This window comes from Aquirufa nivalisilvae (assembly GCF_004307455.1).
In the GTDB taxonomy this organism is placed as follows: domain Bacteria; phylum Bacteroidota; class Bacteroidia; order Cytophagales; family Spirosomataceae; genus Aquirufa; species Aquirufa nivalisilvae.
The window spans coordinates 156,745-183,312 of the sequence record NZ_SEWX01000004.1; the positions used below are offsets into that span (position 1 = coordinate 156,745).

General features: G+C 39.7%; 26 protein-coding genes. 6 read left to right on the forward strand and 20 right to left on the reverse strand.

The window, feature by feature from the left end; genetic code table 11:
- Position 1: 1 nt before the first annotated feature.
- The 6 genes from EWU22_RS06540 to aroQ are packed head-to-tail and all read right to left on the reverse strand — an operon-like array spanning position 2 to position 4,395.
- Positions 2-967 (reverse strand): glycosyltransferase family 2 protein, encoded by a 966-nt coding sequence (locus EWU22_RS06540; RefSeq protein ID WP_109322524.1) that lies wholly within the window; start codon positions 965-967, stop codon positions 2-4.
- Between the two features lie 33 nt (positions 968-1,000).
- Complete coding sequence (locus EWU22_RS06545) at positions 1,001-1,717, reverse strand: tRNA1(Val) (adenine(37)-N6)-methyltransferase (RefSeq protein WP_130924909.1); 717 nt, start codon at positions 1,715-1,717, stop codon at positions 1,001-1,003.
- Complete coding sequence (locus tag EWU22_RS06550) at positions 1,704-2,330, reverse strand: ribonuclease H1 domain-containing protein (protein WP_130924910.1); 627 nt, start codon at positions 2,328-2,330, stop codon at positions 1,704-1,706. The genes EWU22_RS06545 and EWU22_RS06550 overlap by 14 nt, the downstream gene beginning before the upstream one ends.
- Positions 2,331-2,332: 2 nt before the next feature.
- Positions 2,333-2,902, reverse strand: a complete 570-nt coding sequence (locus EWU22_RS06555) for a MarC family protein (RefSeq protein ID WP_130924911.1) — start codon at positions 2,900-2,902, stop codon at positions 2,333-2,335.
- Position 2,903: 1 nt separating this feature from the next.
- On the reverse strand, positions 2,904-3,968 hold the full coding sequence (locus EWU22_RS06560) for an aminotransferase class V-fold PLP-dependent enzyme (protein WP_130924912.1): 1,065 nt from the start codon (positions 3,966-3,968) through the stop codon (positions 2,904-2,906).
- A gap of 1 nt (position 3,969) precedes the next feature.
- Positions 3,970-4,395 carry a type II 3-dehydroquinate dehydratase gene (gene aroQ, locus EWU22_RS06565; RefSeq protein WP_109322529.1) on the reverse strand — a complete coding sequence of 142 codons (426 nt, stop codon included), beginning with the start codon at positions 4,393-4,395 and terminating at the stop codon, positions 3,970-3,972.
- A gap of 101 nt (positions 4,396-4,496) precedes the next feature.
- Here aroQ and xerD point away from each other — a divergent pair, with 101 nt between their 5' ends.
- The gene (xerD, locus tag EWU22_RS06570) at positions 4,497-5,405 is read left to right on the forward strand and encodes a site-specific tyrosine recombinase XerD (protein WP_130924913.1); all 909 of its coding nucleotides are present in this window, start codon (positions 4,497-4,499) and stop codon (positions 5,403-5,405) included.
- A 1,115-nt stretch (positions 5,406-6,520) separates the two neighbouring features.
- On the opposite strand, the gene EWU22_RS06575 is transcribed toward xerD, so the two are convergent.
- From EWU22_RS06575 to EWU22_RS06590, 4 genes are read right to left on the reverse strand one after another with little or no spacing between them, the layout of a single operon-like run.
- The gene (locus tag EWU22_RS06575) at positions 6,521-6,937 is read right to left on the reverse strand and encodes a hypothetical protein (RefSeq protein WP_109322531.1); all 417 of its coding nucleotides are present in this window, start codon (positions 6,935-6,937) and stop codon (positions 6,521-6,523) included.
- Positions 6,938-6,941: 4 nt separating this feature from the next.
- A complete protein-coding gene (locus tag EWU22_RS06580) occupies positions 6,942-8,159 on the reverse strand; it encodes an alanine dehydrogenase (protein WP_130924914.1) in 1,218 nt (405 codons plus the stop codon).
- Positions 8,156-8,590, reverse strand: a complete 435-nt coding sequence (gene tsaE, locus EWU22_RS06585) for a tRNA (adenosine(37)-N6)-threonylcarbamoyltransferase complex ATPase subunit type 1 TsaE (RefSeq protein WP_130924915.1) — start codon at positions 8,588-8,590, stop codon at positions 8,156-8,158. Before tsaE ends, EWU22_RS06580 begins: the two co-directional genes overlap by 4 nt.
- Positions 8,590-9,294, reverse strand: a complete 705-nt coding sequence (locus tag EWU22_RS06590; protein WP_130924916.1) for an SDR family oxidoreductase — start codon at positions 9,292-9,294, stop codon at positions 8,590-8,592. The genes tsaE and EWU22_RS06590 overlap by 1 nt, the downstream gene beginning before the upstream one ends.
- Positions 9,295-9,331: 37 nt before the next feature.
- Here EWU22_RS06590 and EWU22_RS06595 point away from each other — a divergent pair, with 37 nt between their 5' ends.
- On the forward strand, positions 9,332-10,063 hold the full coding sequence (locus EWU22_RS06595; protein WP_109322535.1) for an MlaE family ABC transporter permease: 732 nt from the start codon (positions 9,332-9,334) through the stop codon (positions 10,061-10,063).
- On the opposite strand, the gene EWU22_RS06600 is transcribed toward EWU22_RS06595, so the two are convergent.
- From EWU22_RS06600 to EWU22_RS06610, 3 genes are read right to left on the reverse strand one after another with little or no spacing between them, the layout of a single operon-like run.
- Entirely contained in the window at positions 10,060-10,914 is an 855-nt protein-coding gene (locus EWU22_RS06600) for a transglutaminase family protein (RefSeq protein WP_130924917.1), read from the reverse strand. The two genes, EWU22_RS06595 and EWU22_RS06600, sit on opposite strands and share 4 nt — an antisense overlap.
- Positions 10,911-11,645 carry a peptidase gene (locus EWU22_RS06605; RefSeq protein ID WP_109322537.1) on the reverse strand — a complete coding sequence of 245 codons (735 nt, stop codon included), beginning with the start codon at positions 11,643-11,645 and terminating at the stop codon, positions 10,911-10,913. Before EWU22_RS06605 ends, EWU22_RS06600 begins: the two co-directional genes overlap by 4 nt.
- A 54-nt stretch (positions 11,646-11,699) precedes the next feature.
- Complete coding sequence (locus tag EWU22_RS06610) at positions 11,700-12,662, reverse strand: alpha-E domain-containing protein (RefSeq protein ID WP_130924918.1); 963 nt, start codon at positions 12,660-12,662, stop codon at positions 11,700-11,702.
- A 185-nt stretch (positions 12,663-12,847) separates the two neighbouring features.
- Between EWU22_RS06610 and EWU22_RS06615 the strand changes: the two genes are divergently transcribed.
- The 3 genes from EWU22_RS06615 (at position 12,848) to EWU22_RS06625 (ending at position 17,033) form a co-directional block, all read left to right on the forward strand.
- Positions 12,848-13,879 (forward strand): quinone-dependent dihydroorotate dehydrogenase, encoded by a 1,032-nt coding sequence (locus tag EWU22_RS06615; protein ID WP_130924955.1) that lies wholly within the window; start codon positions 12,848-12,850, stop codon positions 13,877-13,879.
- A gap of 63 nt (positions 13,880-13,942) precedes the next feature.
- Positions 13,943-16,417, forward strand: coding sequence for an FtsK/SpoIIIE family DNA translocase (locus tag EWU22_RS06620; protein ID WP_130924919.1), 2,475 nt, complete (start codon positions 13,943-13,945; stop codon positions 16,415-16,417).
- A 7-nt stretch (positions 16,418-16,424) separates the two neighbouring features.
- A complete protein-coding gene (locus tag EWU22_RS06625) occupies positions 16,425-17,033 on the forward strand; it encodes a LolA family protein (protein WP_130924920.1) in 609 nt (202 codons plus the stop codon).
- A 186-nt stretch (positions 17,034-17,219) separates the two neighbouring features.
- Here the strand turns inward: EWU22_RS06625 and purQ are convergent, their stop codons facing one another.
- The 6 genes from purQ to EWU22_RS06655 all read right to left on the reverse strand — a co-directional run bounded on the left by purQ (position 17,220) and on the right by EWU22_RS06655 (position 23,432).
- Positions 17,220-17,897: a phosphoribosylformylglycinamidine synthase I gene (purQ, locus tag EWU22_RS06630; RefSeq protein WP_130924921.1), complete on the reverse strand. Its 678-nt coding sequence runs from the start codon at positions 17,895-17,897 to the stop codon at positions 17,220-17,222.
- Between the two features lie 56 nt (positions 17,898-17,953).
- Positions 17,954-19,552, reverse strand: a complete 1,599-nt coding sequence (locus EWU22_RS06635; protein WP_130924922.1) for a M1 family metallopeptidase — start codon at positions 19,550-19,552, stop codon at positions 17,954-17,956.
- A 36-nt stretch (positions 19,553-19,588) separates the two neighbouring features.
- On the reverse strand, positions 19,589-19,972 hold the full coding sequence (locus EWU22_RS06640; RefSeq protein WP_130924923.1) for a hypothetical protein: 384 nt from the start codon (positions 19,970-19,972) through the stop codon (positions 19,589-19,591).
- Positions 19,973-20,075: 103 nt separating this feature from the next.
- Positions 20,076-21,392, reverse strand: a complete 1,317-nt coding sequence (gene ahcY / locus EWU22_RS06645; protein ID WP_130924924.1) for an adenosylhomocysteinase — start codon at positions 21,390-21,392, stop codon at positions 20,076-20,078.
- A 154-nt stretch (positions 21,393-21,546) separates the two neighbouring features.
- Positions 21,547-22,095 (reverse strand): GNAT family N-acetyltransferase, encoded by a 549-nt coding sequence (locus tag EWU22_RS06650; protein WP_130924925.1) that lies wholly within the window; start codon positions 22,093-22,095, stop codon positions 21,547-21,549.
- Between the two features lie 44 nt (positions 22,096-22,139).
- Complete coding sequence (locus tag EWU22_RS06655) at positions 22,140-23,432, reverse strand: UDP-N-acetylmuramoyl-tripeptide--D-alanyl-D-alanine ligase (RefSeq protein WP_317127106.1); 1,293 nt, start codon at positions 23,430-23,432, stop codon at positions 22,140-22,142.
- Between the two features lie 38 nt (positions 23,433-23,470).
- Between EWU22_RS06655 and EWU22_RS06660 the strand changes: the two genes are divergently transcribed.
- Positions 23,471-25,594, forward strand: coding sequence for an FG-GAP repeat domain-containing protein (locus tag EWU22_RS06660; protein ID WP_130924926.1), 2,124 nt, complete (start codon positions 23,471-23,473; stop codon positions 25,592-25,594).
- On the opposite strand, the gene EWU22_RS06665 is transcribed toward EWU22_RS06660, so the two are convergent.
- Positions 25,591-26,547 carry a sulfite exporter TauE/SafE family protein gene (locus EWU22_RS06665; RefSeq protein ID WP_226998279.1) on the reverse strand — a complete coding sequence of 319 codons (957 nt, stop codon included), beginning with the start codon at positions 26,545-26,547 and terminating at the stop codon, positions 25,591-25,593. The two genes, EWU22_RS06660 and EWU22_RS06665, sit on opposite strands and share 4 nt — an antisense overlap.
- Positions 26,548-26,568 lie beyond the last annotated feature (21 nt).

The following is a 26,568-nucleotide window of genomic DNA, read 5'->3' on the forward strand; positions in this document are numbered from 1 at the left end:
TTTAGGATATTTCTTCCTTGATTTGATAATCGGTTGTTTTGTCAGAATTAGTGACCATCAGCTCACCAATGAAACCAGCTAAAAATAACTGAACGCCTAATATGATGGCTACCAATGCCAAAAAGAACAAAGGATTATCCGTCACATTGCGGTATTTTAAATGCTGCGTGATATTGTAAAGTTTTTCGCCGATGAGCCACAAAGTGATGATACTTCCAGAAAAGAAAGATAGGATTCCGAAGCTACCAAAAAGGTGCATGGGTCTTTTGCCAAAGGTTTGTACAAAAGTGATGGAAAGTAAATCCAAAAATCCATACAAGAATCGTTCTAAGCCGAATTTGGTTACGCCGTATTTTCTGGCTTGATGCTGTACTACTTTTTCTCCAATCTTAGAAAAACCGTTCCACTTTGCCTGAACGGGAATATAACGATGCATTTCGCCATAGAGGCGAATGGTCTTAATGACTTCTAATTTATAGGCTTTCAATCCACAGTTGAAATCATGTAAATAAACCCCTGAAAGCGCTCTAGTAGCGGCATTGTACAATTTGGTAGGGATGGTTTTAGACAAGGGGTCAAAACGTTTTTGTTTCCAACCTGAGACTAAATCAAAACCATCTTGGGTAATCATTTGATATAATGCAGGAATCTCGTCAGGGGAGTCTTGCATGTCGGCATCCATGGTAATCACTACAGATCCTTGTGCTTTGGAGAACCCTTCATGCAAAGCTGCGGATTTACCATAATTACGAGCAAAAGAACTAGCTTTTAGGCTGGGGTATTGAACCGATAAAGATTTCAAAACTTCCCAGGATTCATCCCGACTACCATCGTTTACAAAAATCATTTCGTAAGAGAAATGATTGGCTCGCATAACCCGATCAATCCAAGCACATAGTTCTGGAAGTGATTCAGCCTCATTAAAGAGAGGGACAACGATGGAAATTTGTAGCGTAGAATCTTGCATGTTGACAAAAATACAAAAAGCTTGGTTATTATTTTAAGGGAAGATTAAATAGTAAGGTTTTAATAATTCTTGAAAATCAAGGTGGTAGTTGCCTTGTTTATCACGAATATGAATTTGTTTGACCGAAATGTCCATTTTTTGTCGAGATCCCCAAAGCATTTGTCGGAGAACTTTAGCCCCAGGTTTGGGAATAATATGAGCAATCTGATTGGCAAATAAGCCTCTTTTTTCGGCAGCTTGTAAGAAAATTCCCATTTCATGAGGAGGGTATAAGACAGCAAAATGCCCTAATTCTGTCAGATGATGGTGGATTGCTTGCGCTAAATCATCGGGAGACATATGGTCTGCATGGATGGCAGCTTGCTTGGAACTATCCGTAGTAGCTAAATGATTGCTGAAAAAAGGTGGATTACACAGGATAAGGTCATAGGGTTGGCTGACATGCAAAGTTTTAATATCCCCTTGAAACACCCTGATGTACTCTTTGAAAGGACTTTGTTCTACATTTTGTTGAGCTAATTCAGCCACTTCTGGAATAATTTCTAGGGCATCTACTCGTAAATCAGGGGATTTTTGACAAAGCATGTGTGCCAATAATCCGCAGCCTGTACCTATATCCAAGGCTTGTAGCGAGTTGCCAATGGGTATCCAAGCACCGAAAAGGCAGGCTTCCGTACTGATTTTAAGTCCTGGATTACCGTGGGCTAATTGAAATTGTTTGAACTGAAAAATGGACCTACTTTCTGCCATAATCCGCTGGATTTTCACCCCAATGCTCTGTTTCCCATTTCAAAATTTTTGTTTGGTAGAAATTGCCTTTTAACCATGCAATGGCCTTATCTACGCGTTGGAATAGCTCTTCCGTTTCTGAATTACGCTCCAAATTGGTTTTGATGGCTTTATTTCTAACCCAAGCTATAGCCGTTCTAGAATCGGAATATAAGGGAAATGGACAGTCGATTTTTTTCAAATAGGCCAATCCATGAACGATGGCCAAAAATTCTCCAAGATTAACCGTTCCAATAGGATAGGGGCCCTGGGCAAATAGCACCTCTTTGGTTTCGGTATTGACACCTTGGTATTCCAACACACCAGGATTTCCTGAACAAGCTGCATCTACTGAGATGCTTGGGATAATGATGTCTTGGGAATGAATGGACTTTTTAACATTGGATTTTTTAGTTGTTTCTATACTGGCCCAATAGTTTTTTTTGAAGGCTTCTTCAGCTGCAGTACGACTATCAAAAGATTTATATTGTGCCCCAGGAAAGTTCTTGATTAACTTTTCAGCCTTAGCCCAAGAATCAAAAATTCCTGTTTCATGACCCGCCCAAATGACATAGTATTTTTGTTTTTTACTCATGCTTAGAACAATCGGGTCTTAATGATTTTAATAGCAATCGCAATTAAGATGACTCCGAAAACCTTGCGTAAAATTTGAGTACCTACGTTTCCTAATTTCTTTTCTATCCAAACGCTACTACGTAACACGAGGTAGATGAAGATTAAGTTTATCAAGATACTGATGATGATATTTTCCTCTTCAAACTGCGATTTTAAGGAAATCAATGTAGTCATCGTTCCAGCTCCAGCAATGACAGGGAAGGCAAGAGGTACAATGGAGTGAGTTCCTTCTTGCATTTCCTCAGCTTTGAAAATATTTCTACCTAAAGTCATTTCAAGGCCAATCAAAAAGATAATCAAAGCACCTGCTACGGCAAAAGAATTCGTATCTACTCCCAATAGATGTAAGATAAACTTTCCTGCAAAAAAGAAGCCAATCATAATGGCACCTGATACCAAAGTGGCCTGTTCAGCATGAATGCTTCCATTTTTCTTTCGTAGGTCGATAATGATGGGAATAGACCCCAAGATATCGATGACAGAAAACAGAATCAGGGATGATGAAATGATTTCTTTTAGGTTGAAGTGCATGTTAAGCTTGTATAAATTGTATGAGTGAGTGTATATCTTCTATGGTATGGCTGGGGAAATTTGCAATTCGGAAGGTGTTGTTTTTCCAAGTGCCATAACCTTTGCCTAAATCAATTTGATGCTGTTCTGCTAACTGGAAAATGCGATTTACCTCGGATGAATCGCCTTTTAGAGCAAGCACGGTGGGAAGTCTAAGGGCATGTTGGTCTACCAAAAAATCAAATTCAAATGAGGATTGATGCTTCCAGAAATCTTCCCAAATGGCCATTTTTTCCAAGGTATGTTGATGGATTTCTTGAATCGAAGGAAGCGTTTGGCTTAAGCGATTGAGTAAGTAAATGCCCAAAACATTGGGTGTATAATGTGTTTGGAACAACTTTCTATTTTGTTCCATTAAAATGATGCTATTGTAATGATCTTTTCTGTTCAATTTTTCAGCTCTTTCCAAAGCTTTAGGTGAGCAAATCAATACCCCTAAACCTGCAGGAATGCCCATGCATTTTTGACAAGAAGCCAACCAAACATCAGCTTCTAACCAAGGTAGCTCAATGCCTCCCATGGAAGATGTAGCATCGACAGCAATCAAGCAATCGGATGAAAAACCTAATTCCTTTCGATGAATTACCTGTCCTGTTCCATTGGAAGTCTCACTTTGAACTAGGCAAAGCGTATCTACTTCAGATTTAAGTTCTTCTGAAATTGTGGTAGCAAACTCCGACAAAGACTCATTCAGCCCAAATTCCAAACTAGTGGATTCAGGTATAATTTGCTCCACATAATGAGCCCATTTTTTGCCAAAAGCACCATTGTACACATGGAGGCTTTTCTTTTCAATCAGAGATTGAGCCACGATTTCCCAGGCCTCGGTGGCCGAAGAAATGAAATAAATGGTGTATTCGGCCGGGATATCCCACTTTTGGTGCAAGTTTTCAAGGGTTTCTTTCAACAAGCTCTCAAAGCGGGCGCTGCGGTGATTGATGCTCACAATTCCCTGCTCGTACGCTTCTTGAATGAAGCCCAAAGTTTGAGGATAGACTTTGGAAGGACCAGGGTAAAAAGATAGCATGTTAAATAAAGGAGTATAGGCCTAAATCATAACTTCTCAATCCAAAACCAATGATGGTTCCTTTGCATTTTGGACTTAAGTAAGAATGTGCACGGAAAGATTCACGAGCATGAACATTGGAAATATGTACTTCAATCACAGGTGTTGAAATGGCAGAAACAGCATCTGCTAATGCAATGGAAGTGTGCGTATATCCGCCTGCATTCAACAAAATACCGTCATAAGAAAAACCTACTTCATGTAACTTGCTAATCATGGCGCCTTCACTATTGGATTGAAAATATTCCAATTCCAATTCCTTCCCGAATTTATCTTTCAGTACTTCTAAGTATTGTTCAAAGGTCTGATGACCGTAAATTTCTGGTTCTCTAGTTCCTAATAGGTTCAAATTGGGGCCATTTAGGATCAATATTTTTTGTCGTACCATATCTATGGGTTTTGCTTACATCTTCGGATTTTAAAACGTCCGTCAAGGTTTAAAATTACGTAATTCTTCTAAATTTACATGTTTGTTTCAATAAAAAGCCCATGTGGGAAAAGGAAATCCAATCGTTTGGAAACTATTTAAAGATTGAGCGAGGCTTGTCGGGCCATTCGCATGAAGCATACTTACGGGATGTTAGCAAACTAGCCACTTATTTGGCTAGCAGTTTAGGTGATGACTTAGCCATTGCTGAAGTTGAAGAAGCACATCTCTTGGCATTTTTGAAAGATTTGCACGGATTGGGCATCGAGGCAAGTACGCAGGCTAGGTGTTTGTCAGGTATCCGTTCATTTTTTCATTTTCTTCAGTTTGAAGGAAGCATTCAGCAAGATCCTACCTTGCATATTAAGAGTCCACAGCAAGGTCGGAAACTCCCAGATACACTCTCTTTTGACGAAATCAATCTGATTTTGGAACAAAATGATATGTCGACCCCCGAGGGAGTGCGCAATCGGGCTATGTTGGAAATGTTGTACGGTGCCGGTATGCGGGTTTCTGAGTTGACCCACTTGAAATTGACGGATGTGTATGAGGATATAGGTTTTTTGAAAGTACGTGGCAAAGGGGATAAGGAACGATTGGTGCCAGCTGGGAAAGATGCTTTTCGTTATTTGAAAATCTATTTAGAATCGGTTAGGTCACAAATACCCGTCAAGAAGGAAGCTTTGAATGTAGTCTTTTTGAATAGGCGAGGAGGTGCTTTGAGTCGGGTGATGGTCTTTATTATTTGTAAAGACTTAGCTGCCAAAGCTGGCATTGAAAAATCCATTAGTCCACATACTTTCCGACATTCCTTTGCAACCCATTTAATTGAAGGGGGAGCTGATCTTCGTGCTGTGCAAGAAATGCTGGGCCACGAATCCATCCTGACTACAGAAATTTATACCCATTTAGATCGGGCTTATTTAAGTCAGATGGTAAGGGATTTTCATCCGCTGAATAAGGGAATGTAGAATGAAGAATGTAGAATGAAGAATTATTTTGAAAATGATTCTTGACCTTAATCACATTTCGCTCCTGCTGACCGACGGTATTTTCTATCAAAAATTCTACATTGTGAGGTTAATCCCAACGAAAGATTGGAACGAAGCTTGAGTGAAGCGGCAGGCGGATATTTGACCATGCGCATAGGCCATGTGTGTAAGCGTCAAAGATTAAAGCCGTAAGCGGAGAGACAATCGGTTCCGCGGAGCGGAATTCGTCTTGGGATTAACCGTCCTTCTTCTGTTTTTTTTTGTTTCTTTTTTTATGAAAAAAAAGAAATACCAATGAGATTTTTAACTAAGAAATGTACTTGAATAAACTTTTTTAACAATTCTTTTTATAGAACTTAACTTACCATGGTATTTCTTTTTTTGAAAAAAAAGAAACAAAAAAACTTCTTTTTTTGTCGTTCAGCAAAGGCGAATTTCGCTTCGCGAAACCGTGATTCACTCCGCTATCGCCTATATTTTTGACACCGACGCACATCTCCCATGCTGAGGTCAAAACCTCGTCTATCGCTGCGCTCATCACCTTTCGCTCGTGCTGACCGACTGTATTGTCAATCCTACAAATTCTACATTGAACGGTTAATCCTCACGAAAGATTGGAACGAAGCTTGAGCGAAGCGGCAGGCGGATATTTGACCCTGCGCATAGGCCATGTGTGTAAGCGTCAAAGATTAAAGCCGTAAGCGGAGAGACAATCGGTTCCGCGTAGAGGAATTCGTCTTTGGATTAACCGTATTTCTTCTGTTTTTTTTGTTTCTTTTTTTATGAAAAAAAAGAAAGACCAATGAGCTATTTAACTAAGAAAAGCACTTGCATGAACTTTTTTAACAATTCTTTTTATGGAACTTAACTTACCATGGTATTTCTTTTTTTGAAAAAAAAGAAACAAAAAAACTTCTTTTTTTGTCGTTAAGCAAAGGCGAATTTCGCTTCGCGAAACCGTGATTCACTCCGCTATCGCCTATATTTTTGACGCCGACGCACATCGCTCATGCTGAGGTCAAAATCTCGTCTATCGCTGCGCTCATCACCTTTCGCTCGTGCTGACCGACTGAATTGTCAATCCTATAAATTCTTCATTCTACATTGTCCATTTCCTCCGGGAACGGAATAAACACAAAATTCGTAAACTGGCCATCGACTACGAAAAGGCAAGCGAATTCTTCGATGTCCTTGTAGTTTTGAACAAATAGCTCTTTATTTTCTTCCGCCACCAAACCTCTTTGAAGAAATTCTTCCAAGGTAGAAGCATGGTAATTCCATTTGTTGCCATTCATTTCATTCACACCAATCAATTTTTGACCAATCTCAATCGGTCTTTGAGAGGTAACAAAAACAGGGAAATCGGAAAAGCCTCTTTTCTTGATTTGGTAGGAAGCCTCTTTCAAGAGTTCGGAAACCAAGATAAAATCACTGGAAATTAAACCCAAGTACTTGCCATTCAAGTCGGGGGAGTTGGGTGCGTTAGACAGGGCTTGATAATCTTCAATCATAATGTTAACTCTTACTTAGTAATAATAATTGGATGTCTTTGACAGCTTTGTGAAATAACTTGCCGATCATAGGATGCGTGATGTAACCTTTATAGGCATATACGCCCTTCATGAAGGATTTTCCTTGCCAGAGCATTTCTTCTACACCTCCCGTTTTACCTGCTTTCAGTAAAAAAGAAGTAATCAGATTGCTGATGGCTAAACTAGCGGTTTGACTTACCTGAGAAGGAATATTAGGTACACAATAATGAATGACTCCATGTTTGGTAAATGTAGGATTTCCCAAATTGGTAGTAAAAGATGTCTCAAAACAGCCTCCTTGATCGATGCAAACATCCATGATTAGCGTACCTTCTTTTAGCTTGCTCACCATTTCTTCGGTTACAATGCAAGGCGTAATGCCATTATCTGAACGTAAGGCACCTACAATCACTTGAGCTTCTTGCAAGGCTTTGGGTAAGTTCTCCGAATCAATCACTTGGGTGATGAGCGGAAAGCCTAAACTTTGCTTCAAACGCTGTAATTTATAGATGTCTTTATCGAAAACCTGTACTTGAATACCCGCATGCCAGGCTGCACGAGCAGCTTGCTCTACTACTTGTCCGGAACCTAAAAGCACCATTTTGCAAGGCGGAACTCCTGTTACATTGCCTAATAAAATACCCGGCTGATGCTCCTTGCGTAATATTTCTGAAGCGATAGGTAAAATTAATTGCCCCGCTATTTCGGCCATGATTTTTACAAAAGGAAATCCGCCTCCATTATCTTCGGCATATTCCAAACCAATGGCTAAGATTTTCTTTTGAATTAATTTATCAATGATTTCCACCGTCAAATGATGGTAGGAAGCACAAGATATCAGGCAATTGCCCACTTTCATTAATTCAATCTCCTTTTCACTCGGCGGGCTAATTTTAATTACCAAGGGTGACTGCCAAACTTGTGCAGTATCTTCTGTCACAGATGCACCGGCTAACAAATAATCGGCATCCGAAAAGCCTGAACGCTCTCCAGCGGATTTTTCTACCACTACTTCATGTCCATTGGCTACTAATAATTGGACCGCATGTGGACTAAGAGCAATTCGGTTTTCATATTTGGCATGTTCCTTAGGTATACCAATCAAAATACTACGTGCATTTTGTTTGGTCCATGCCATCGCCTCCATGGGCATGATGCCTTGTTGTGCTAATAATTCCTGAAAAGGATTAGATTCCATCATTCGTGCCAAATTGCTGTAAGATGACGGTGCTTTTCATCTTGGGTACTAATATTTATTTCTATGTGGGGAAAATCCCACAATTCTTCGGCTTGCTCTGGCCATTCGATTAAACAAAGATGACCAGAATCTAGGTATTCTTCAATACCAATGTCCAAAGCTTCTCGAACATTTTTCAATCGGTATAGGTCAAAGTGGTATATGATATTACCAGCTGCATTTTGGTATTCATTGACCAAGGAAAAGGTAGGGCTTTGTACTGATTGTAAAACGCCCAACTGTTTGCCCAATTCTTTGATTAAGGTGGTCTTTCCTGCTCCCATTTGTCCACGAAATAGACAAACAGAAGGGAATTGGGAGCTAATAGCTAACCAATCTTTTACCACTGCGGGTAAATCTTCTAAGGTATACGTAGCGCTAAATACTTGTTTCATTAGTCTAAATCAATATCTCCAAGTTGTGGACGAATCAAAATTTCTTCTAATACGGTAGAAGGGGCCATTTGGTAAGCAGCCCAAATGGTCGAGGCAATATCATCGGCTGGAATAAATCGGCTTGCAGGTAAATCGACTCCATCCCAGGAAGGAGTTAAGGTAGCACCCGGTAATATAGCGGTCACTTTGATTCCCTGTGTCTTTAATTCTTCTCTTAATACTTTGGTGAAACCTAGGAGTGCAAATTTACTGATGCAATACGAGCCACCTTGGGTATAAGCTGTGATAGAGGCAGTAGAACAAATGGTGAAAATATGACCTGATTGCTGGGCTTGGAAACTTGGCAACAAGGCTCTGGTCAAATGATAAGCCGAATATAAATTGGTCTCAATTTGTCGCTCTAACACATTTTCTTCCTCATTTTGAATTTGTCCAGGAAGGAAAAATCCAGCATTATTGATCAATACATCTACCTGGGAACTTTGTGCTAACACAAATTGAGCAAAAGCCTGTGTTTGATCTTTTTGACTGAGATCGGCCACAAAAGTATGGAGTAAAGGACTGTTTATTTCTTCGCTTAGCGCTGCTAAACTAGCCGCTTTTCGAGAGCAGGTAAAGGTCTTAAAACCCTCCGAAATGAATTTTTTCACTAAGGCTTTACCAATTCCCTGACTACCTCCGCTGATTACTACCGTTTTGTTCATTATATTTGAATCTTATTGCGCTCAATTAATACAACGCATGTCAAAATTAGGCAAATATTTAATCTTCCTTGGTAAGCTTTTTACAAATCCTGAGAAATTTAGGGTCTATGTATCTTTGGTGATTCAGGAATGTATGGATATTGGGATAAACTCCTTGTTGATTGTAACCATTGTGGCTTCCTTTTTAGGGGCAGTTACTTGTGTTCAAACGGCAGCCAATATGGACAATCCTTTTGTTCCGCAGTATATTATCAGTTTGATTGTTCGCGATTCAACTTTATTGGAATTAGGTCCAACCATCACTTGTGTGGTGTTGAGTGGTAAAGTAGGTTCCAGCATTGCGGGCCAATTAGGCACCATGCGCATTACCGAGCAAATTGATGCCTTGGAAGTGATGGGAATTAACTCTCAGTCTTATTTGGTATTACCTAAAATATTGGCTTCCGTTATTACATTTCCTATGCTAGTTACACTAGCTTGTTTCTTAGGAATTTATGGAGGATATATTGCAGGATGGTTAACAGGGGCCATTTCTCCCCAAGAATACATTCATGGTATTCAGTTCCAATTCAAAGGGAATTACATGTTTTTTGCTTTGGTGAAATCGGTGGTATTTGCCTTCTTGATTGCTTCTATCGCTTCTTTTCAAGGTTTTTATACCAAAGGTGGGGCCTATGAAGTAGGAAAAGCCAGTACAGCTGCAGTGACCAACTCTTGTATTGCGGTATTAATTGCTGATTATTTATTGGCCCAATTATTGGTGGGCTAGATTCTTTCTATTTTTACTTCCGTTTCCAAACTAGAAATAGCAATACCTCGGTAAGTGCCATACACTGGTGTGATTTCTTCTGGAAGGCAAGAGGCTGCCAATGGAATATGATTGCCTGAGACTACTTCATGCTGGGTTGGATCATAACCTCTCCAGCCTCCACCAGGTAAATAGACCTCTACCCAAGCATGCAAATGGTGGGTTTGATTGGGTACATCCACAGGGGCAACTCCAATGTAATAGCCAGAAACAAAGCGGGTAGCAAGTCCCATAGCTCGACATAATGCTGCGAATAAGACAGCGTAATCCCGACAAGAACCTTTTCTGTTTTGTAAAGTTATTTCTGGACTATGCGGTGCACCTTCTTCTCGGATTTCGTAGGCAAAGTTTTGGAATATAAATTCATTGACCGCCGAAAGAAAGGCGGAAGTATCCCAAAGTACAGCTTTGGCTAATTGCTGGGCGCAAAGGTCAATTTCTGGACTTACAGTATCTTGAGCTAGGTATGGACTTAAAGTTCGCTGATAGCTAGGGCTGTAAATTAGGGGCAGTTTTTGACTTTCAAATGGGAAGTAAACAAAGTCAAATGGATTAAATTCGGTGGTTTCTACTACCGCTTCCATGTATATGCTAAGCTGATCCGTAGGCTGCTTGAAATACAAAATGTTTTGAATGTTTCCTTCGGGGTCCAGGTTTTTTGAAATTTGAACAGGCAATGGTTGGATATCCAAGTTGAAGGAATTGACTGAAAGCATGGAGCTCTTCCTAGGATGTAAATACAAGACATGCGGATCTAGTGTTACGAGTTCACTATATCGATAATTCAAACGGTGTTGAATGTGCGCGATCATGCAGGCTTGGGGCTAAGGGAAATGAGGTTTTCCATCCATTTTTCATCGATTCCTTCCAATGACTTACGCAAGGCTATGTTCCAATCATCCGAAATGTTTTGCATGTCTTCTTTGCTTAATCGGATCTCTTTGGCATGAAAACTATTCTTTTCGTATACCACCACATCAATTGGATAATCTACGTCATTGGAGCTTACCTGTGTGGCATCAAAGGAAAGAAAACCCATTTTTAGGGCATCTTTTAAAGATGTTTCAGCGGTTAAATTGCGGTTAAGCAATGGCTTGCCATAATTGGAATTACCAATGATTTGATATTTCAATCCTTCATTGATTTCTATCCAATTACCTTCTGGGAAAATCAAAAAGAGCTTGTGTTCTTTATCTTGGCACATTTGTCCTCCTACTAGGGCATGGAGATTAAAATGGTACCCTTCTTTTTCTAATGAATCTCGATCTTCCGATGCTACCTTTTTCAGCATATTACCAAAGGCGGTAGCTGCTTCAAACATAAAGTCATAAGTAGCTTCTTCCTTTTCAATGGCTTGATTAAAATACGTGACCGCTTTATCCCGAACAGACCGTAAACCCGCCGTCATGATGAATAAGCTGTGATTTTGTATTTCGTGAATAGAAATCTTTTTATTCGAGTAAACTTCGTTACCAGCAGTAATGCGAGTATCGGCAATAGCTACTAAACCTTCTTTAACCTTAATTCCTAGGCAAAATGTCATGTGATGCAAATCAAAAATGTGCGCAAAAATACAAATTTTAAACTAAGCCAAGGCTTAGCTGACCGGTTTAAGGTCAAAATAAGTATTGAATATCGTTTCCCCTACTTCATTATTTTTGATTTGAAAATTATCTAGATATTGATGGAGACCTGTATTTAAGATGTCATCAATCTCTGTGAATTCTACTTCAGAAAGGAGTTTGGATAGTTTCTTCTCTGCTGGATTGGAAAACCCATTGTCGGAAGAGGTACCCGAGATATCATAAAGTGAAGCTTGTGCCTCTTTCAAACAATGTACCACCGAACGAGGGAAGTTTTTGTCTAATATTAAAAACTCCACAATGTGCGTAGGATTAACCACCTTATACTGCTGACGAAACATGTTGTACGCTGAAACCGACTTTAATACGGCTGACCAAAGTAGTAGGTCCAAAGGAGAACCAATTTCATTGATGTCTGGTAAAAGCGTAAAGTACTTCACATCTAAAAAACGAGTGGTCTTGTCGGCCCGCTCCAACAACTTGCCCAATTGTCCAAAATGCCAAGCTTCACCTCGGGTGATGGTAGAATCGACAATGCCGTAAAACAATTGACTACCCGATTTGATTTCTTCTAAAAAGCCTTGGTAACGAGAAATTTCCCAGTTTTTACTGCCTTCTACCTTGTCTTTTACTTTCCAATAAATTTGATTGACATATTCCCACATCTCTTTGGAAATACTTTCCCGGATGGTCCGTGCATTTTCACGTGCGCAATAAAGGCATGAAATGATGGAATTAGGATTTTTAATATCAAACGTCATGTAGTGTAATACGTTCTCTCGACTAGCCTCCGAATAATGCTCAAAGAAATTGAAATGGTCGGCAGTGGCCACAATGAGCGGTTCCCATTGTTCGGGAACATTGGGAGGAAGGTCTAAAGCAAGGTTGAAATTCACCGAGATAAAGCGGGCATAATTATCCGCTCTTTCAATGTATCGATTCATCCAATAAACGGAGTTAGCAACACGACTTAACATAGGCTTTTATATTTTTTAAATGCTTGATATTACGAATGATATTTAAAATTAGCCTTTTTTTTAAGAGTAGCAATTGAGGTAGGAAGAAAATTGAATTTGGAGACAAAATTTGGATTTTATGGAGAAGATTTTCCTCAATCTAGCCCATTTTTTGTATTTTTGAGGTACATTAAATTCCTTCTATGATTTATCAATCCATCATTAAGCCCCTCTTATTTTTATTGAGTCCCGAAAAAGCTCATTATGTAGTGGCTGATAGTTTACGCTGGATGATGAAGATTCCTGGAGTGAAATCCATCTTTCGTTCTTTATTTCAGTTGGAAGATCCTCGATTAACACGTACGGTTTTTGGTATACAATTTCCAAATCCTGTTGGATTGGCAGCAGGATTTGATAAAAATGCTGCTTTGGTTGATGAATTTTCCAATTTGGGTTTTGGATTTATCGAAGTGGGAACGGTTACACCTAAAGCTCAGGATGGTAATCCTCAGCCACGAATATTCCGTTTACCTGCAGATGGTGCTTTGATCAATCGCATGGGATTTAATAATGAAGGATTGGATGCCATGAAAGCCCGATTGGCGAAACGAACTTCAAAGGTTATCGTTGGAGGGAATTTGGGAAAAAATAAAGTGACTCCCAATGAATTGGCAGAAGAAGATTATTGCTTAGGATTTGAGGCTTTATTTGATGTGGTGGATTATTTTGTAGTGAATGTAAGTTCACCCAATACCCCTAATCTACGCGATTTACAAGAAAAAGAACCACTCAAGAAATTATTAAGTCGTTTACAAGCCTTGAATGCGCTTAAACCTAGTCCCAAACCTATCTTATTGAAAATTGCCCCAGATTTATCTAATGCGCAATTGGATGATGTCTTGGAAATTGTTCAAGAAACGAATTTGGCAGGAATCATTGCAACCAATACGACGCTTTCCAGAGAAGGATTGCAGTCTGAGTCGAGTTTAACCCAAGAAACGGGAGGTTTGAGTGGTAAGCCTTTGACCCAACGCTCGACCGAGGTAATTGCCTATTTGCATCAGCATTCCAATGGTAAAATACCCATCATAGGCGTAGGGGGGATACATTCAGCGGAGGATGCTTTGGATAAGTTAAGGGCAGGAGCGAGCCTAGTTCAAGTCTATACAGGTTTTATCTATGAAGGCCCTAGTTTAGTCAAAAAAATCAATCAAGGAATCATTCAATCCGGACTATAAAAATGATTTTGTAAATCGAATCAAAAAAGCGAAATTTACACAAAGCATTCATCCTACACCTTTATGGCCAAAAAGATTACTAGTCCTAGCAATACCCTCCAACTGAATTTTGAGAAGGATAGCAATAAGGAATCTGTAAAGAGGAGTGAATTGTCGGGCCGTATCCGCCTCATTGTCGCTAGTTTTCTATTCCTAACAAGTATATTATTGGCCGTAGCCTTTGCTTCTAGCTTTTTTATGGGGGTAGCGGATCAAAGTGAAGTGGAGCGGAGCACCTTGGATGTGATAGAAGGTTCGGACATCCCTGTGAAAAACTTGGCAGGTCTTTTAGGGGCCAAAATTGCACATTTCTTTCTGTTTAGAACCTTTGGTTGGTCATCAGTCTTATTGATTCCTTTGTTTTTATTATCAGCCTTAAAAGTAGGTTTTAGAAAAGAGATTTATTCGGTTGATCGCCTATCTTGGCAAGTGCTTTTTTATGTGATTTGGGGCAGTTTGGTGGCGGGCTTTTTATCCTATCAATTGGATTTACCACATTCATTAGGCGGAGGCGTTGGTTTTTTCTTGAATGAGAAACTGCATCAGTTGATTGGTTACATGTCTATTTTTGTGATACTGTTTGCTGGTTTAGTCTTCATGATTTTATTCTACCAATTAAATCCTAAGCCTAAAGCATCAGCTGTGCCAGATGCACCAAGCGCAGACGAGGCAGCACAAATGCCTTTGGTTCCTAATGAGGAAGATGCACTTTTTGAAGAAGATTTATTTGATGAAGATCCAAGCATTCATGTGGATAATGATGATCTGGAGAAATTTAGACCCATCGTTCCTCCATTAAAGGTGAATTCAGATGTAGAAGAATTGGACTTAGATGAGGAATTAGCTACTCAGGATGTCCCAGAAGTTCCTGTAGAAGAAGATTTAACTTTTACCTACAAAGTGGCTGAAGTTGATCCTAATGCACCTGTGGAAGAGGTGGAAGAATTGACCACGGAAACCAAAGCGAATGATCTAGTGGCGCAGTTTGGATTATATGATCCTACGGCCGATTTACCTAAGTACCAATACCCAACCTTGGATTTACTGAAGGAGTATGATGTGAAAAATCAGACAACTCAAGTAACCATGGATGAGCTGAAGGAGAACAAGGAGAAAATCGTGGAGACACTTCAGTATTATGGCATTGGAATATCCAAGATTGAGGCGACGATTGGACCAACGGTAACCTTGTATGAGATTGTTCCCAAAGCAGGAGTTCGTGTCAGTAAAATTACTTCCTTGGAAGATGATTTGTCTCTTTCTTTGGCAGCGATGGGTGTTCGTATTATTGGTCAAATGCCAGGAAAGAATACCATTGGTATTGAAGTAGCGAATAAGAACCGTGAAATGGTACCTGTACGTGCAGTGATTGGCTCTGAGAAATTCCAAAAGTCGAACTTTGACCTGCCTGTCACCTTAGGTAAAACCATTTCCAATGAGATTTTTGTGGCTGATTTAGCCAAAATGCCTCACTTATTGATGGCGGGTGCTACTGGACAAGGGAAGTCGGTTGGTTTGAATATGCTATTAACTTCACTGATCTACAAGAAGCATCCAGCTACTTTGAAGTTTGTGTTGGTAGATCCCAAGAAGGTTGAATTATCTTTATTCAATAAGCTAGAAAGACATTTCTTGGCTTGCCTTCCTGATTCCGAAGAGGCCATAATTACTGATACCAAAAAGGTGGTTAGTACCTTAAATTCCTTGTGTAAGGAAATGGACTTGCGTTATGATAAATTGAAAGATGCGGGCTGTCGGAATATCAAAGAATACAATCAGAAGTTCATCAATCGTCGTTTGAATCCGAATGATCATGACTTCATGCCTTACATCGTGTTGGTGATTGATGAGTTGGCCGACTTGATGTTGACCGCAGGAAAAGAGGTAGAGCATCCTATTGCACGTTTGGCTCAGTTAGCTCGAGCTATTGGTATACACTTGGTCGTGGCTACTCAGCGTCCATCGGTGAACGTCATTACAGGTACTATTAAGGCCAACTTCCCTGCTCGTTTATCCTTTAAGGTGATGTCGAAAATCGACTCCAGAACGATTTTGGATGCGGGTGGAGCGGATCAATTGGTCGGTCAAGGAGATATGTTATTATCCATGGGTTCTGAGGTGATACGCTTGCAGTGTGCTTTTGTAGATACGCCAGAGGTAGAAGAAATTTGTGAGTTCATTGGTAATCAGCAGGGCTATGCTTCGGCGTATTTGTTACCTGAGCCAGATTCGGAGGAAACGGGTGGCCAAGAACGTGGCGATATGGATTTGAGTAATCGTGATTCCTTTTTTGATGAAGCTGCTCGATTGGTAGTGATGCATCAGCAAGGGTCAACATCTTTGATACAACGTAAATTGAAATTGGGCTATAATCGTGCAGGTAGGTTGATCGATCAGTTAGAAGCTGCCGGTATAGTAGGTTCATTTGGAGGTTCCAAGGCCCGAGATGTGCTAGTAAAAAGTGAAACAGAATTAGAAGAGATTTTGAGAAATTTATAACATAACCATGAAGAAAATTATTGCTATTATTGCCGGAGTATGTATGAGTACCATCAGTTTTGCGCAAGCCACTAAAGCCATTAGTTACATCGATGGGATGCAAAAAAAGTACAAAGCTATGTCTTCTTTTGCAGCGAGCTTTTCATATGCTACCGATGGAGGTGCACCCATGAATGGATCCATTTCGGTAAAAGGAACTAAATTTCGTTTAAAGACCGCTGGGCAAGAGATTTTCAACAATGGCAAGGAAGTGTCCACTTACATTAAAGAAATCAATGAGGTGAACGTTTCGGCCTTTGATCCAGCAGATAATGATTTGAATCCGGCTAAGATTTATTCTTTTGATAAAAAAGCCTATAAAATCTCTTTAGCTGGTGAGGCAGGATCTATTGCCACCGTAGAATTGGTGCCTACGTCTAAAAATGCACAAATGCAGAAAATCAGCATTAAAATAAACAAAGCAGACAATGCGGTGAAGGAATGGACAATTATCAATAAAGCAGGAAAGAAGCAAAATTTCAAAGTATTGAAAATAGAATCTAAATCCTTGGATGATAAGTTTTTTACCTTTGATAAAAAGCAATACCCTGGGGTGGAGGTGAATGATTTGAGGTAAGTTGTAAATTATAGATTATAAATGACAAGGGTTTAATTAGTGATTAGATATAGATGATGGAAAATCGTTTCACCTGAACCAATAAGCCCCAATAGAATAATAATATACCCAATATTGAATAGTAAAAAAGCCCCGAATTTCGGGGCTTTTTTACTATTCAATAATTTATAATTTATAATTCATAATTTACAAAACCAGCTGCTTCAAAATCTCTAAGCCATCGATATTAGCTAAATCTGGATCAGCTGCGCGCTCAGGGTGAGGCATCATACCGATCACATTACGACCCTCATTGCAAATACCTGCGATGTTAAATAAACTGCCGTTAGGATTTGCAGTGTCATTTACTTGGCCATTTTCATCACAATAGTAGAATAAGATTTGATCATGGGCTTTTAAATCTTCCAATGTCTTTTCATCCGCGAAATAACGTCCTTCCGCATGGGCGATAGGCACTTTATATGCTTTGTTAAGATCTAATGACTGTGTAATCAAGGATTGATTTGTGGCTGCCTTTAGATATATGTTCTTTGAGATGAATTTTTGAGAATTGTTTCTCAATAAAACTCCTGGCAACAAGTGTGCCTCTACTAATACTTGGAACCCGTTGCAAATACCCATCAAATATCCACCATCATTGGCATGCTTGATGACATTATCCATGATCGGCGAAAAGCGGGCAATGGCACCTGAACGTAAGTAGTCGCCATACGAGAATCCACCCGGTAAAATGATGAAATCACAGTTTTGAAGACTGGTTTCTTTATGCCAAAGCTTCACAGCTTGATGACCTAAACTTTCAATGACCCCAACGGTATCATCATCGCAATTGGAACCAGGAAATACTACTACGCCAAATTTCATAAGATGCTATTAAATATTGACCGCAAAAATAGCGGTTTTTGTTCAGAATTCCCCGATTAAATTTGCTTTTCTACTTGGAATAAAAAATGCTCAAAGTCCCATTCGGGTGCTTCGGTTAGCTTTATTTGTTGCCAAGTGTCTGTCGGATGGATTCTTTCACCCAATCCTTCTTTATGTTTTATTTCAATGGGTAAGTCAATTTCCCCAGGTACATTTTTCCATTTGTAGCGTAAAGTATACGTACCGTTAGCTTCCTTCAGTTGATATACCAAAGTAGGAATATCTGCCCGATTCAGGTAATAGGACATGATGGCTTTGACATTTCGATTCAACTTCTTTTCAAAGAAATTAAGCACTTCCTCGGCATTCGTATTTTTATGGTAGAAGGTCAAACAAAAGTCTTTGATGGTGCTGAACCAAAGCTTATCATCTGCCACGATGGACCGTAAAGTATGAAACATCCACGTACCTTTGAAATACATATCAGAATCTGGACTTTGGTAATTGACACCATAAGGGCCAATGATGGGGAAGCGATTTTTGATGTTGTTTTTTTGCCCGTTCAAATAGGACTGAGCCTGCTCCTTACCTGATTTTTCTTCCAAATAAATGGCTTCAGCATAGGTTCCCAAGGCTTCATGAATCCACAAGTCGGCATGATCCGTGCAAGAGATGGAATTCCCAAACCACTCATGGGCCGACTCATGTACGATGATGAAATCAAAGCCATAGGCATTGTTTTTGTAATGATTGCCATAGGCCACAGCACTTTGATGCTCCATTCCCCAATAATCCGTTTCTACAAGCGCATAGCCATCTTTAGGGAAAGGGTAGGGGCCAAAGTACTTTTCAAAGATGCGCAGCATTTCTTGACTCTGCTGGAAATGTTTTTTAGCTATTTCAGCATTGCTTTGAAGGACGTAATAATCCAAATCCAAGGGCTTGCCATTCAATTGAATCATCTTTTCTGACCAATGGGCATAGTCGGCAATGTTAACAGAAACATTATAGGTATTGATGGGGTATTGCACTTTCCAATGATATTCTGTACCGAATGGAGTGGGTGTGCTTGCCACTAGATTACCATTAGAAACTGCCATTAGGCCTTTTGGGGCCTCGATACGAATATCCATGGATTCGGGTTCATCCCCTGGATGGTCCTTGCATGGCCACCAAACTGAAGCACCTAGGCCTTCACAGGAAACCGTTACCCAAGGTTTACCTGCTGGATCTTTGGTCCAAGAAAAACCACCATCCCAAGGTGGGCGAACAGCCTTGCGCGGTTGACCTTGGTAGGAAATTTGAATCTGATGTTTTTGTTTAACTAGTAAAACTCGAGGGAAATCGATGAAAATAGCGTTGCCATCTCGACGGTATGTTAGGGCTTTGTTTTCAAATACAATTTGGTCAATGGTCAAGTTGGAGAACAGATCTACTTGGATTTGTTTTGTCTTTTCTTTGACTACAAACTGGATGATATTGGAGCCCGTGATGTAGGTTTTCTCGGGGTCGACCTTCACTTTCAAATCATAGTGCAGCACATCATAGGAAGTACGCGCAGGCCGTAAACTGCCCCGCAAACTATCCGCATGACTGAACTTTTGGGCAGAGAGGCTAAATGAAAATAGTAATAGAAAGGAAAGTTTCTTTAGCATGTTGAATTTTAAAATTTAGATGTCAAAATCTATATATTAAAGTTTACGGGTCCAGTAATTATAGTTAAATATTAGTCTATCAATGACACAATAGCCTGATTCTGTTTCATAATTTGATATTTTACATGTTGTAGGATAAGAATTCATATATTCCCAAATACGGATAGCCTCTCTATTGGTATTCATTAATGTAATCTTGAGCGTTTTAACGTGTATTTTTTTGTCTAAACCTCTACTGAAATTCGACAATATCAAGCTTTCAAATAAACTATTATTGGGGCAAAGGCCTTTACTTAGTTCAATTGTAGAACCTTTCTTGCCATTTGATGTAGCATCTAAACCATTAATCTCCAGAAAAGACATCTCAAGTTTTCCATACTCCACTTTAAAATAATAGTCCGGATTGGGATATTCAGTCATTGGTCATGGGAAGTTTAAAAGTAAAAGTAGCCCAAGAATCACTTGAAAGCAAAAAAGCCACCCTCTTGCGAAGGTGGCTTTTGAAATATAATCTCAAAAAAGACTAGTAACGGTAATGCTCTGGCTTGAATGGACCATTTTGAGGTACACCAATGTATTCCGCTTGATCTTTCTCTAATTTCTCCAATTTAGCACCAATGTGTGCCAAGTGTAAGAAAGCTACTTTCTCATCCAAATGCTTAGGAAGAATGTATACTTTGTTCTCGTAATTCGCTGAATTAGCCCAAAGTTCTAATTGAGCTAAAGTTTGATTACAGAATGAGTTCGACATCACAAAAGATGGGTGACCCATCGCACAACCTAAGTTTACCAAACGTCCTTCTGCTAAAACGATGATGTTTTTTCCATCAATCGTATACATGTCAACCTGTGGTTTGATTTGGTCTTTTGATGCACCGTAGTTATCATTTAACCAAGCCATGTCAATTTCATTATCAAAGTGACCAATGTTACAAACAATAGCCTTATCCTTCATCGCTTTGAAGTGACGATCACGAATGATTTTCACGTTACCCGTTGCTGTAACAAAGATGTTGGCACGACTGGCCGCTTCATCCATCGTTACAACCTCAAAACCGTCCATAGCAGCTTGCAGTGCACAGATTGGGTCAATTTCAGTAACCAATACACGGCAACCAGCACCACGTAATGATTCTGCACTACCTTTTCCTACGTCACCATATCCTGCTACAACAGCTACTTTACCAGCTAACATTAAGTCGGTAGCACGACGAATCGCATCGACTAATGACTCTTTACAGCCGTATTTATTATCAAATTTTGATTTGGTTACAGAGTCGTTCACGTTGATCGCTGGTAAGAATAAAGTACCATTTTTCATACGCTCGTATAGACGGTGAACACCCGTAGTTGTTTCCTCAGAAAGTCCTTTGATGCCAGGGATTAATTCTGGATACTCATCAAATACCATGTTGGTTAAATCACCACCATCATCCAAAATCATGTTCAATGGTTGTTTTTCTTCTCCGAAAAACAATGTTTGCTCAATACACCAGTTGAATTCTTCTTCGTTCATACCTTTCCAAGCATAAACAGGGATACCCGCTGCTGCAATAGCTGCTGCTGCGTGATCTTGTGTAGAGAAAATGTTACAAGAAGACCAAGTAACTTCCGCTCCTAAAGCAGTTAATGTTTCAATCAAAACCGCTGTTTGGATAGTCATGTGCAAACATCCTGCGATGCGTGCTCCTTTTAAAGGTTGAGCTTTTCCAAATTCAGCACGTAAAGCCATTAATCCTGGCATTTCTGCTTCTGCTAATTGAATCTCTTTACGACCCCAGTCGGCCAATGCAATGTCTTTAACTTTAAATGGTACGTAAGTACCGGATTGTGATGCCATTGTGTATGATGTTGAATTGAATTTTCTTAATAAAGTGCAAAATTAGTTCTTTTTTTGGTAAAGAGGAAATGTTAGTTATTTAAAGGAACTCAAAAGGAATGAATAGGTTTTCAAACGTTTTTAAATGGCTTTAAATGAGTGAATACGTATGATTTTATTCATCATTTAATCGCTCTAACCAGTCTTGTTTTGAGATACCGTATTCGAAATGCAATACCTTATTGCCATAATGGTCAAAATCTACTTCTTTTATTTTTTGGGTGCCCAATTTTTTAATGGCCTTTTGTGAGCGCATATTGTTTGCCCCAATGTGAAAATACACCTGATCCACATATTGGAATGCATAATCCAGTAAAAGCTTCTTGCAGATGGCATTCGTTTTTCCTCCCCAATAGGCTCTAGAAAGAAAGGTAAAGCCAATCGAAATGCTGGAATTTTCTGGCTTAAAATCATAAAAGCGTGTGGATCCTATCACTACATTACTTTGGGAATCCAGTATCAAAAATGCAGTTTGACTAGCGACTGCTCCATCAAAAAACAATTGAAATACTTCTCTTCGATAACGATCGGAACTAGGATGTTGCTCCCAAATCAAAGGATCTGATGCCACCGCATACAATATCTCAAAATCATTCGGACCTAAAGGTTTAAGTCGAACGGTTTCATTTTCAAGAAAATCAGGTTGCCAATTGATGGGTGACATGGGTTGATTTTAAATAGATCTGATACATTTAAATTCTCTGGATATTATTCCAAAAAGGGCAATACACTTTCTAATGAAATACCTCGAGAGCCTTTCACTAATAAATAACTGTTTTTAATGGGATGATCTTGCAGCCAATTGTGAAGGCCAAATTTATCAGGAAAATAATAGGCCTTAGGTAAATGAATCAAGGCATGTTGCATGTGTTGACCAACCAATAAGACTTTATCAAATCCTTGTTGGGCTATCAACGCACCCAAAGCTGCATGTTCTTCCGCAGAAGCATCTCCCAATTCGAACATATCACCGAGTATAACAATTTTTGGATTGTTTTCTGTCTCAGCAAAATGTTGGATGGCAGCCGCCATCGACGATGGATTGGCATTGTAAGCATCCATCAATACTTGGTTGCTACCAATGTGGATGTATTGAGAACGGTGGTTGGTGGGAATATAACTTCGAATTCCCTCGTGACATTGCTCATCTGTTAGACCAAAATGTTTGCCTACGGCCAATGCCATTTGAATATTTTCAAAATTATAGATGCCTGGTAAATGACTGCGAACTTGTAGGCCATCCTTCGTTTGGTAAACCACCGTAGGCTTTGCCTCCACCAATTCTGTATATAAAGAATCATTGGCAATGATCGTGCTTTTAAATATTCTTTCTGCATGCATGTCATGCACCACGTTTTTGTCATAAGGCAAAAACACTGTTCCCTCATGCTGAGCTAGAAAGTCGAACAATTCCCCTTTCCCTTTTTTGATTCCTTCGATACCACCAAAACCTTCTAAATGGGCTTTCCCGATGTTGGTAATTAATCCATGTGTCGGTTGAGCGATGTTAACCAATTCTTCGATGTCCCCTTGTTTATTGGCCCCCATTTCGATCACAGCAATTTCATGGTTGGCTTGTATGGCCAAAATGGACAGAGGAACACCGATGTGATTATTTAAATTTCCGGTAGTAGCAAAGCAGTGAAATTTTTGAGACAGAACAGAAAATAATAATTCTTTGGTGGTCGTTTTACCATTTGACCCTGTTAATCCAATGACTGGAATGCGCAAGGTTTGACGGTATAGTCTGGCTAAATCTTGCAAAGCTTGTAATCCGTCCTCCACCAAGAGTGTGTTCGGGATGTGAGCAAAAGCTTCATCATCAATCACGGCAAATGAAGCACCTTTGGATAATGCTTCTTCTGCCAATTGGTTGGCATTAAAATTGGGACCTTTTAGAGCAAAGAATAGATTACCTGGAGCTATCTTGCGAGTATCCGTAGATACACCACTAGCTTGTAAAAATCTTTCTAAAAGTGTTACATTAGAGGTCTTCATCATAATTTAGATTACCAGGGTTTTTGGCTTACAAATATCGAATGAAAATTTTAGTATTCTTATTTTTTGGATTCCTAAGCTCGGAAATTATTGCCCAGGTCCCATCGTGGAAGCAAAGTTCGCAAATCCCCGTTAAAGTCAATCAATCGTTTTTAGCGAATCCATGGGCTGGTGGCTTTAATTCCGTGCAAGTGGAAAGCATGGATTTGAATGCTGATGGACTAGAAGATTGGGTGATTTTTGATCGGAGTACCCAAAAATTGAGCACTTTTTTGCGGAGTAGAAATGCTTCGGGGCAAATTTCCCAAGTATATAGTCCTCAATTTGAATCGTATTTTCCCAAAATAGAAAACTGGTTTCATCTAGTAGATTATAATGGAGATGGAAAGAAAGATTTATTCTGCTCTGCTCCAGCTGGTATGAAAATATACCAGCAAATACCAGGGGCAAGCGTTTCCTTTCAAATCTTAGCTGATCCCGTTTACTCCGAAGGTTTTTCGGGAAAAATCAATTTGTATGTAGCAGCTTCTGATATTCCGGCCATAGGTGATGTTGATGGCGATGGAGATATCGATGTGCTGGCCTTTGAACCTGCAGGACATTATGTGGAATTTCATGAAAATGTAGCAAGCAAAGGTTCAGGATTGATTCAATTCAAGAAAACGGTGGATTGTTGGGGCGACTTTATTCACAATGATTGTGAAGATGTTGTTTTAGGCAAATCTTGCAGCACGACCTACATACCTTTTCAAGTAAAAGGCCCTAATCAAGTCATGCATTCAGGGAATAGTCTGGCTTTATTGCCCAACAAAAATGGCTTGCCTGATCTCTTGTTTGGTCATGTTTCTTGTCAAAATCTCATTCATTTAATCAATTCGGGAACGGCATCCAAGCCTCAATTCAGTCAGTTGAATTACCATTTTCCAACAGGAAACCCCGTTCAAGTAGGTGCTTTTGCCTCTGCTTTTCCCCAAGATGTGAATGGCGATGGGAAATTAGACTTGTTGATATCTAGTAATACCTACGATAATGCTTTGTATAGCCAAGATTTCCAACACTCATTAGCCTATTATCAGTGGGATGGTACTACTTGGGAGGAAAAGAATTCGGGCTTTATGCAAGATCAAATGTTGGATGTAGGAGAAAATGCCGCACCGCTCTGGTGGGATGCTGATGGGGATGGAGATTTGGATTTGCTGATTGGAAATAGTGGTATTCGTGGAGCTAGCGGTGTGCGGGCGAGTTTAACTTATTATGAAAATGTAGGTACAGCCCAGCAAGCTTCTTTGCTCTTGAAGAGTAGCGACTTTGGTAATTTTAGTGTCGGAATTCAAGCCACGGATATTATCCCACAAGTGGTGGAATGGGATGGGAATGGAAAGAAAGAATTATTGATTTCATATCAAACTTTTGTGGGAGCCAAATTAGCTTTATATACTGCTGATAATAAGTGGCAAGAAATACCCTTATCCATTCTTCAAGTAGGAGAGACTCCCTTGTTTGTGGATTGGAATCAAGATGGAACATTGGATTTATTGGTTTTGGAAAAGTCGGGAAGAATACGGTCGTATCAATACAAAACAGATAAATCATTGCTTTTGGATAATCCCAATTGGGCCAATCTGGTTCAAGACCTAAATTTCATTCCAAAAAGTCTTAGCATATTGGATGTGGATGGGGATGGAAAAATGGAATGCATCGCTTTTGATCGGATGGGTAAAGCACAATTGATCAACTACAGTTTGGATGGAAAAAGTGCAACTCGATCAACAGCTTTTACTTGGACGGCTGATTTTGGAGAACGTGTTTGGCCTAGTGCTGCTGATTGGAATGGGGATGGGAAGATGGATCTTATCTTAGGCTTAGGTGCAGGTGGTGTTCAGTTGTTGGAAAATATAAGTACTAACCCTGTTGCTGAACAGCTAAATCAAGATGGCTTACAAGTTTGGCCTAATCCAGGCAAAGGCCCCATTTTTGTGATGAGTGCAGCAGAAGGTGAATTAAGCTTTTGGGATTTACATGGAAGAGTCATGATGAATCCTATGTCTATTCAAGCCAAAGAAACCAAGACCATTCAAATACCTAAGGGATATCAAGGAAGCTTGTTTGTCCGTTGGCAAAATCTGGCCGGTCAGACCCTAGTAAAGCGTTTGTTGATCGACTAAAAGAATTTATCAGCCCCAAGGATAATTTGACGAAGGCTAACGATAATAATCACCATACCTACTAAAATCATCATGGATTTGATCGGAAGCTTGTTGGCCAACCTGGCTGCAATTGGAGCTGCGACCACACCACCCAAGATTAAGCCAATGATAACCTGCCAGTAACCTAAGCCAATGACCGTAAAGAAGGTCAAAGAAGAAGCTAAGGATACAAAAAACTCGGTTAGGTTTACACTACCAATGGTGTATTTGGGATGACGACCTGAAGCAATCAAGGTAGAAGAAACGATAGGGCCCCAGCCTCCACCACCGATGGAATCTAAGTAACCACCAAAAAGAGCTAACAGGCCTACTTTTTTCAATTGACGTTTTTCTTGTCTTTTGATCAATGCCTTACGAATAATGATAGCTCCAAGAAATAAGGTATATATAGAGACAATTGGCTTGATGTACCCAGCATAATCCTCTAAACTTGAAATCACATAAGCGCCTAGTATAGCTCCAATGATACCTGGAATTACTAAGGTTTTAAAAAGCTTGGAATTAACATTCCCAAATTTCAAGTGCATATAACCCGAAACACCCGATGTAAATACTTCGGAAGCATGGACACTAGCCGATGCTGCGGCTGGAGAAATACCCACTGAAAGCAAAAAGGTAGTAGCTGTAACTCCATAGGCCATACCCAAAGCCCCATCAATCATTTGAGCAATAAAGCCTCCCAGAACATAATAAAGGATTTCAGAATTAACCGAAGAGAAAACCACTTCTATTTTTTCAAAAGTCACATAGGTAAACAATAAATGCCCCACAATCATTAAAGCCAAAGCATTACTGATGTGTATAATGACCTCGGTGATGCTTCTTTCTCGTTTCCAAATGGTTTGCACCGCTTTGAAAATACTGGGGAAGTTTCTCTTTGGTTCTGGACTTGAAGGGATATTTTGGGACATAATGGTTGACCTAAAGTAAAA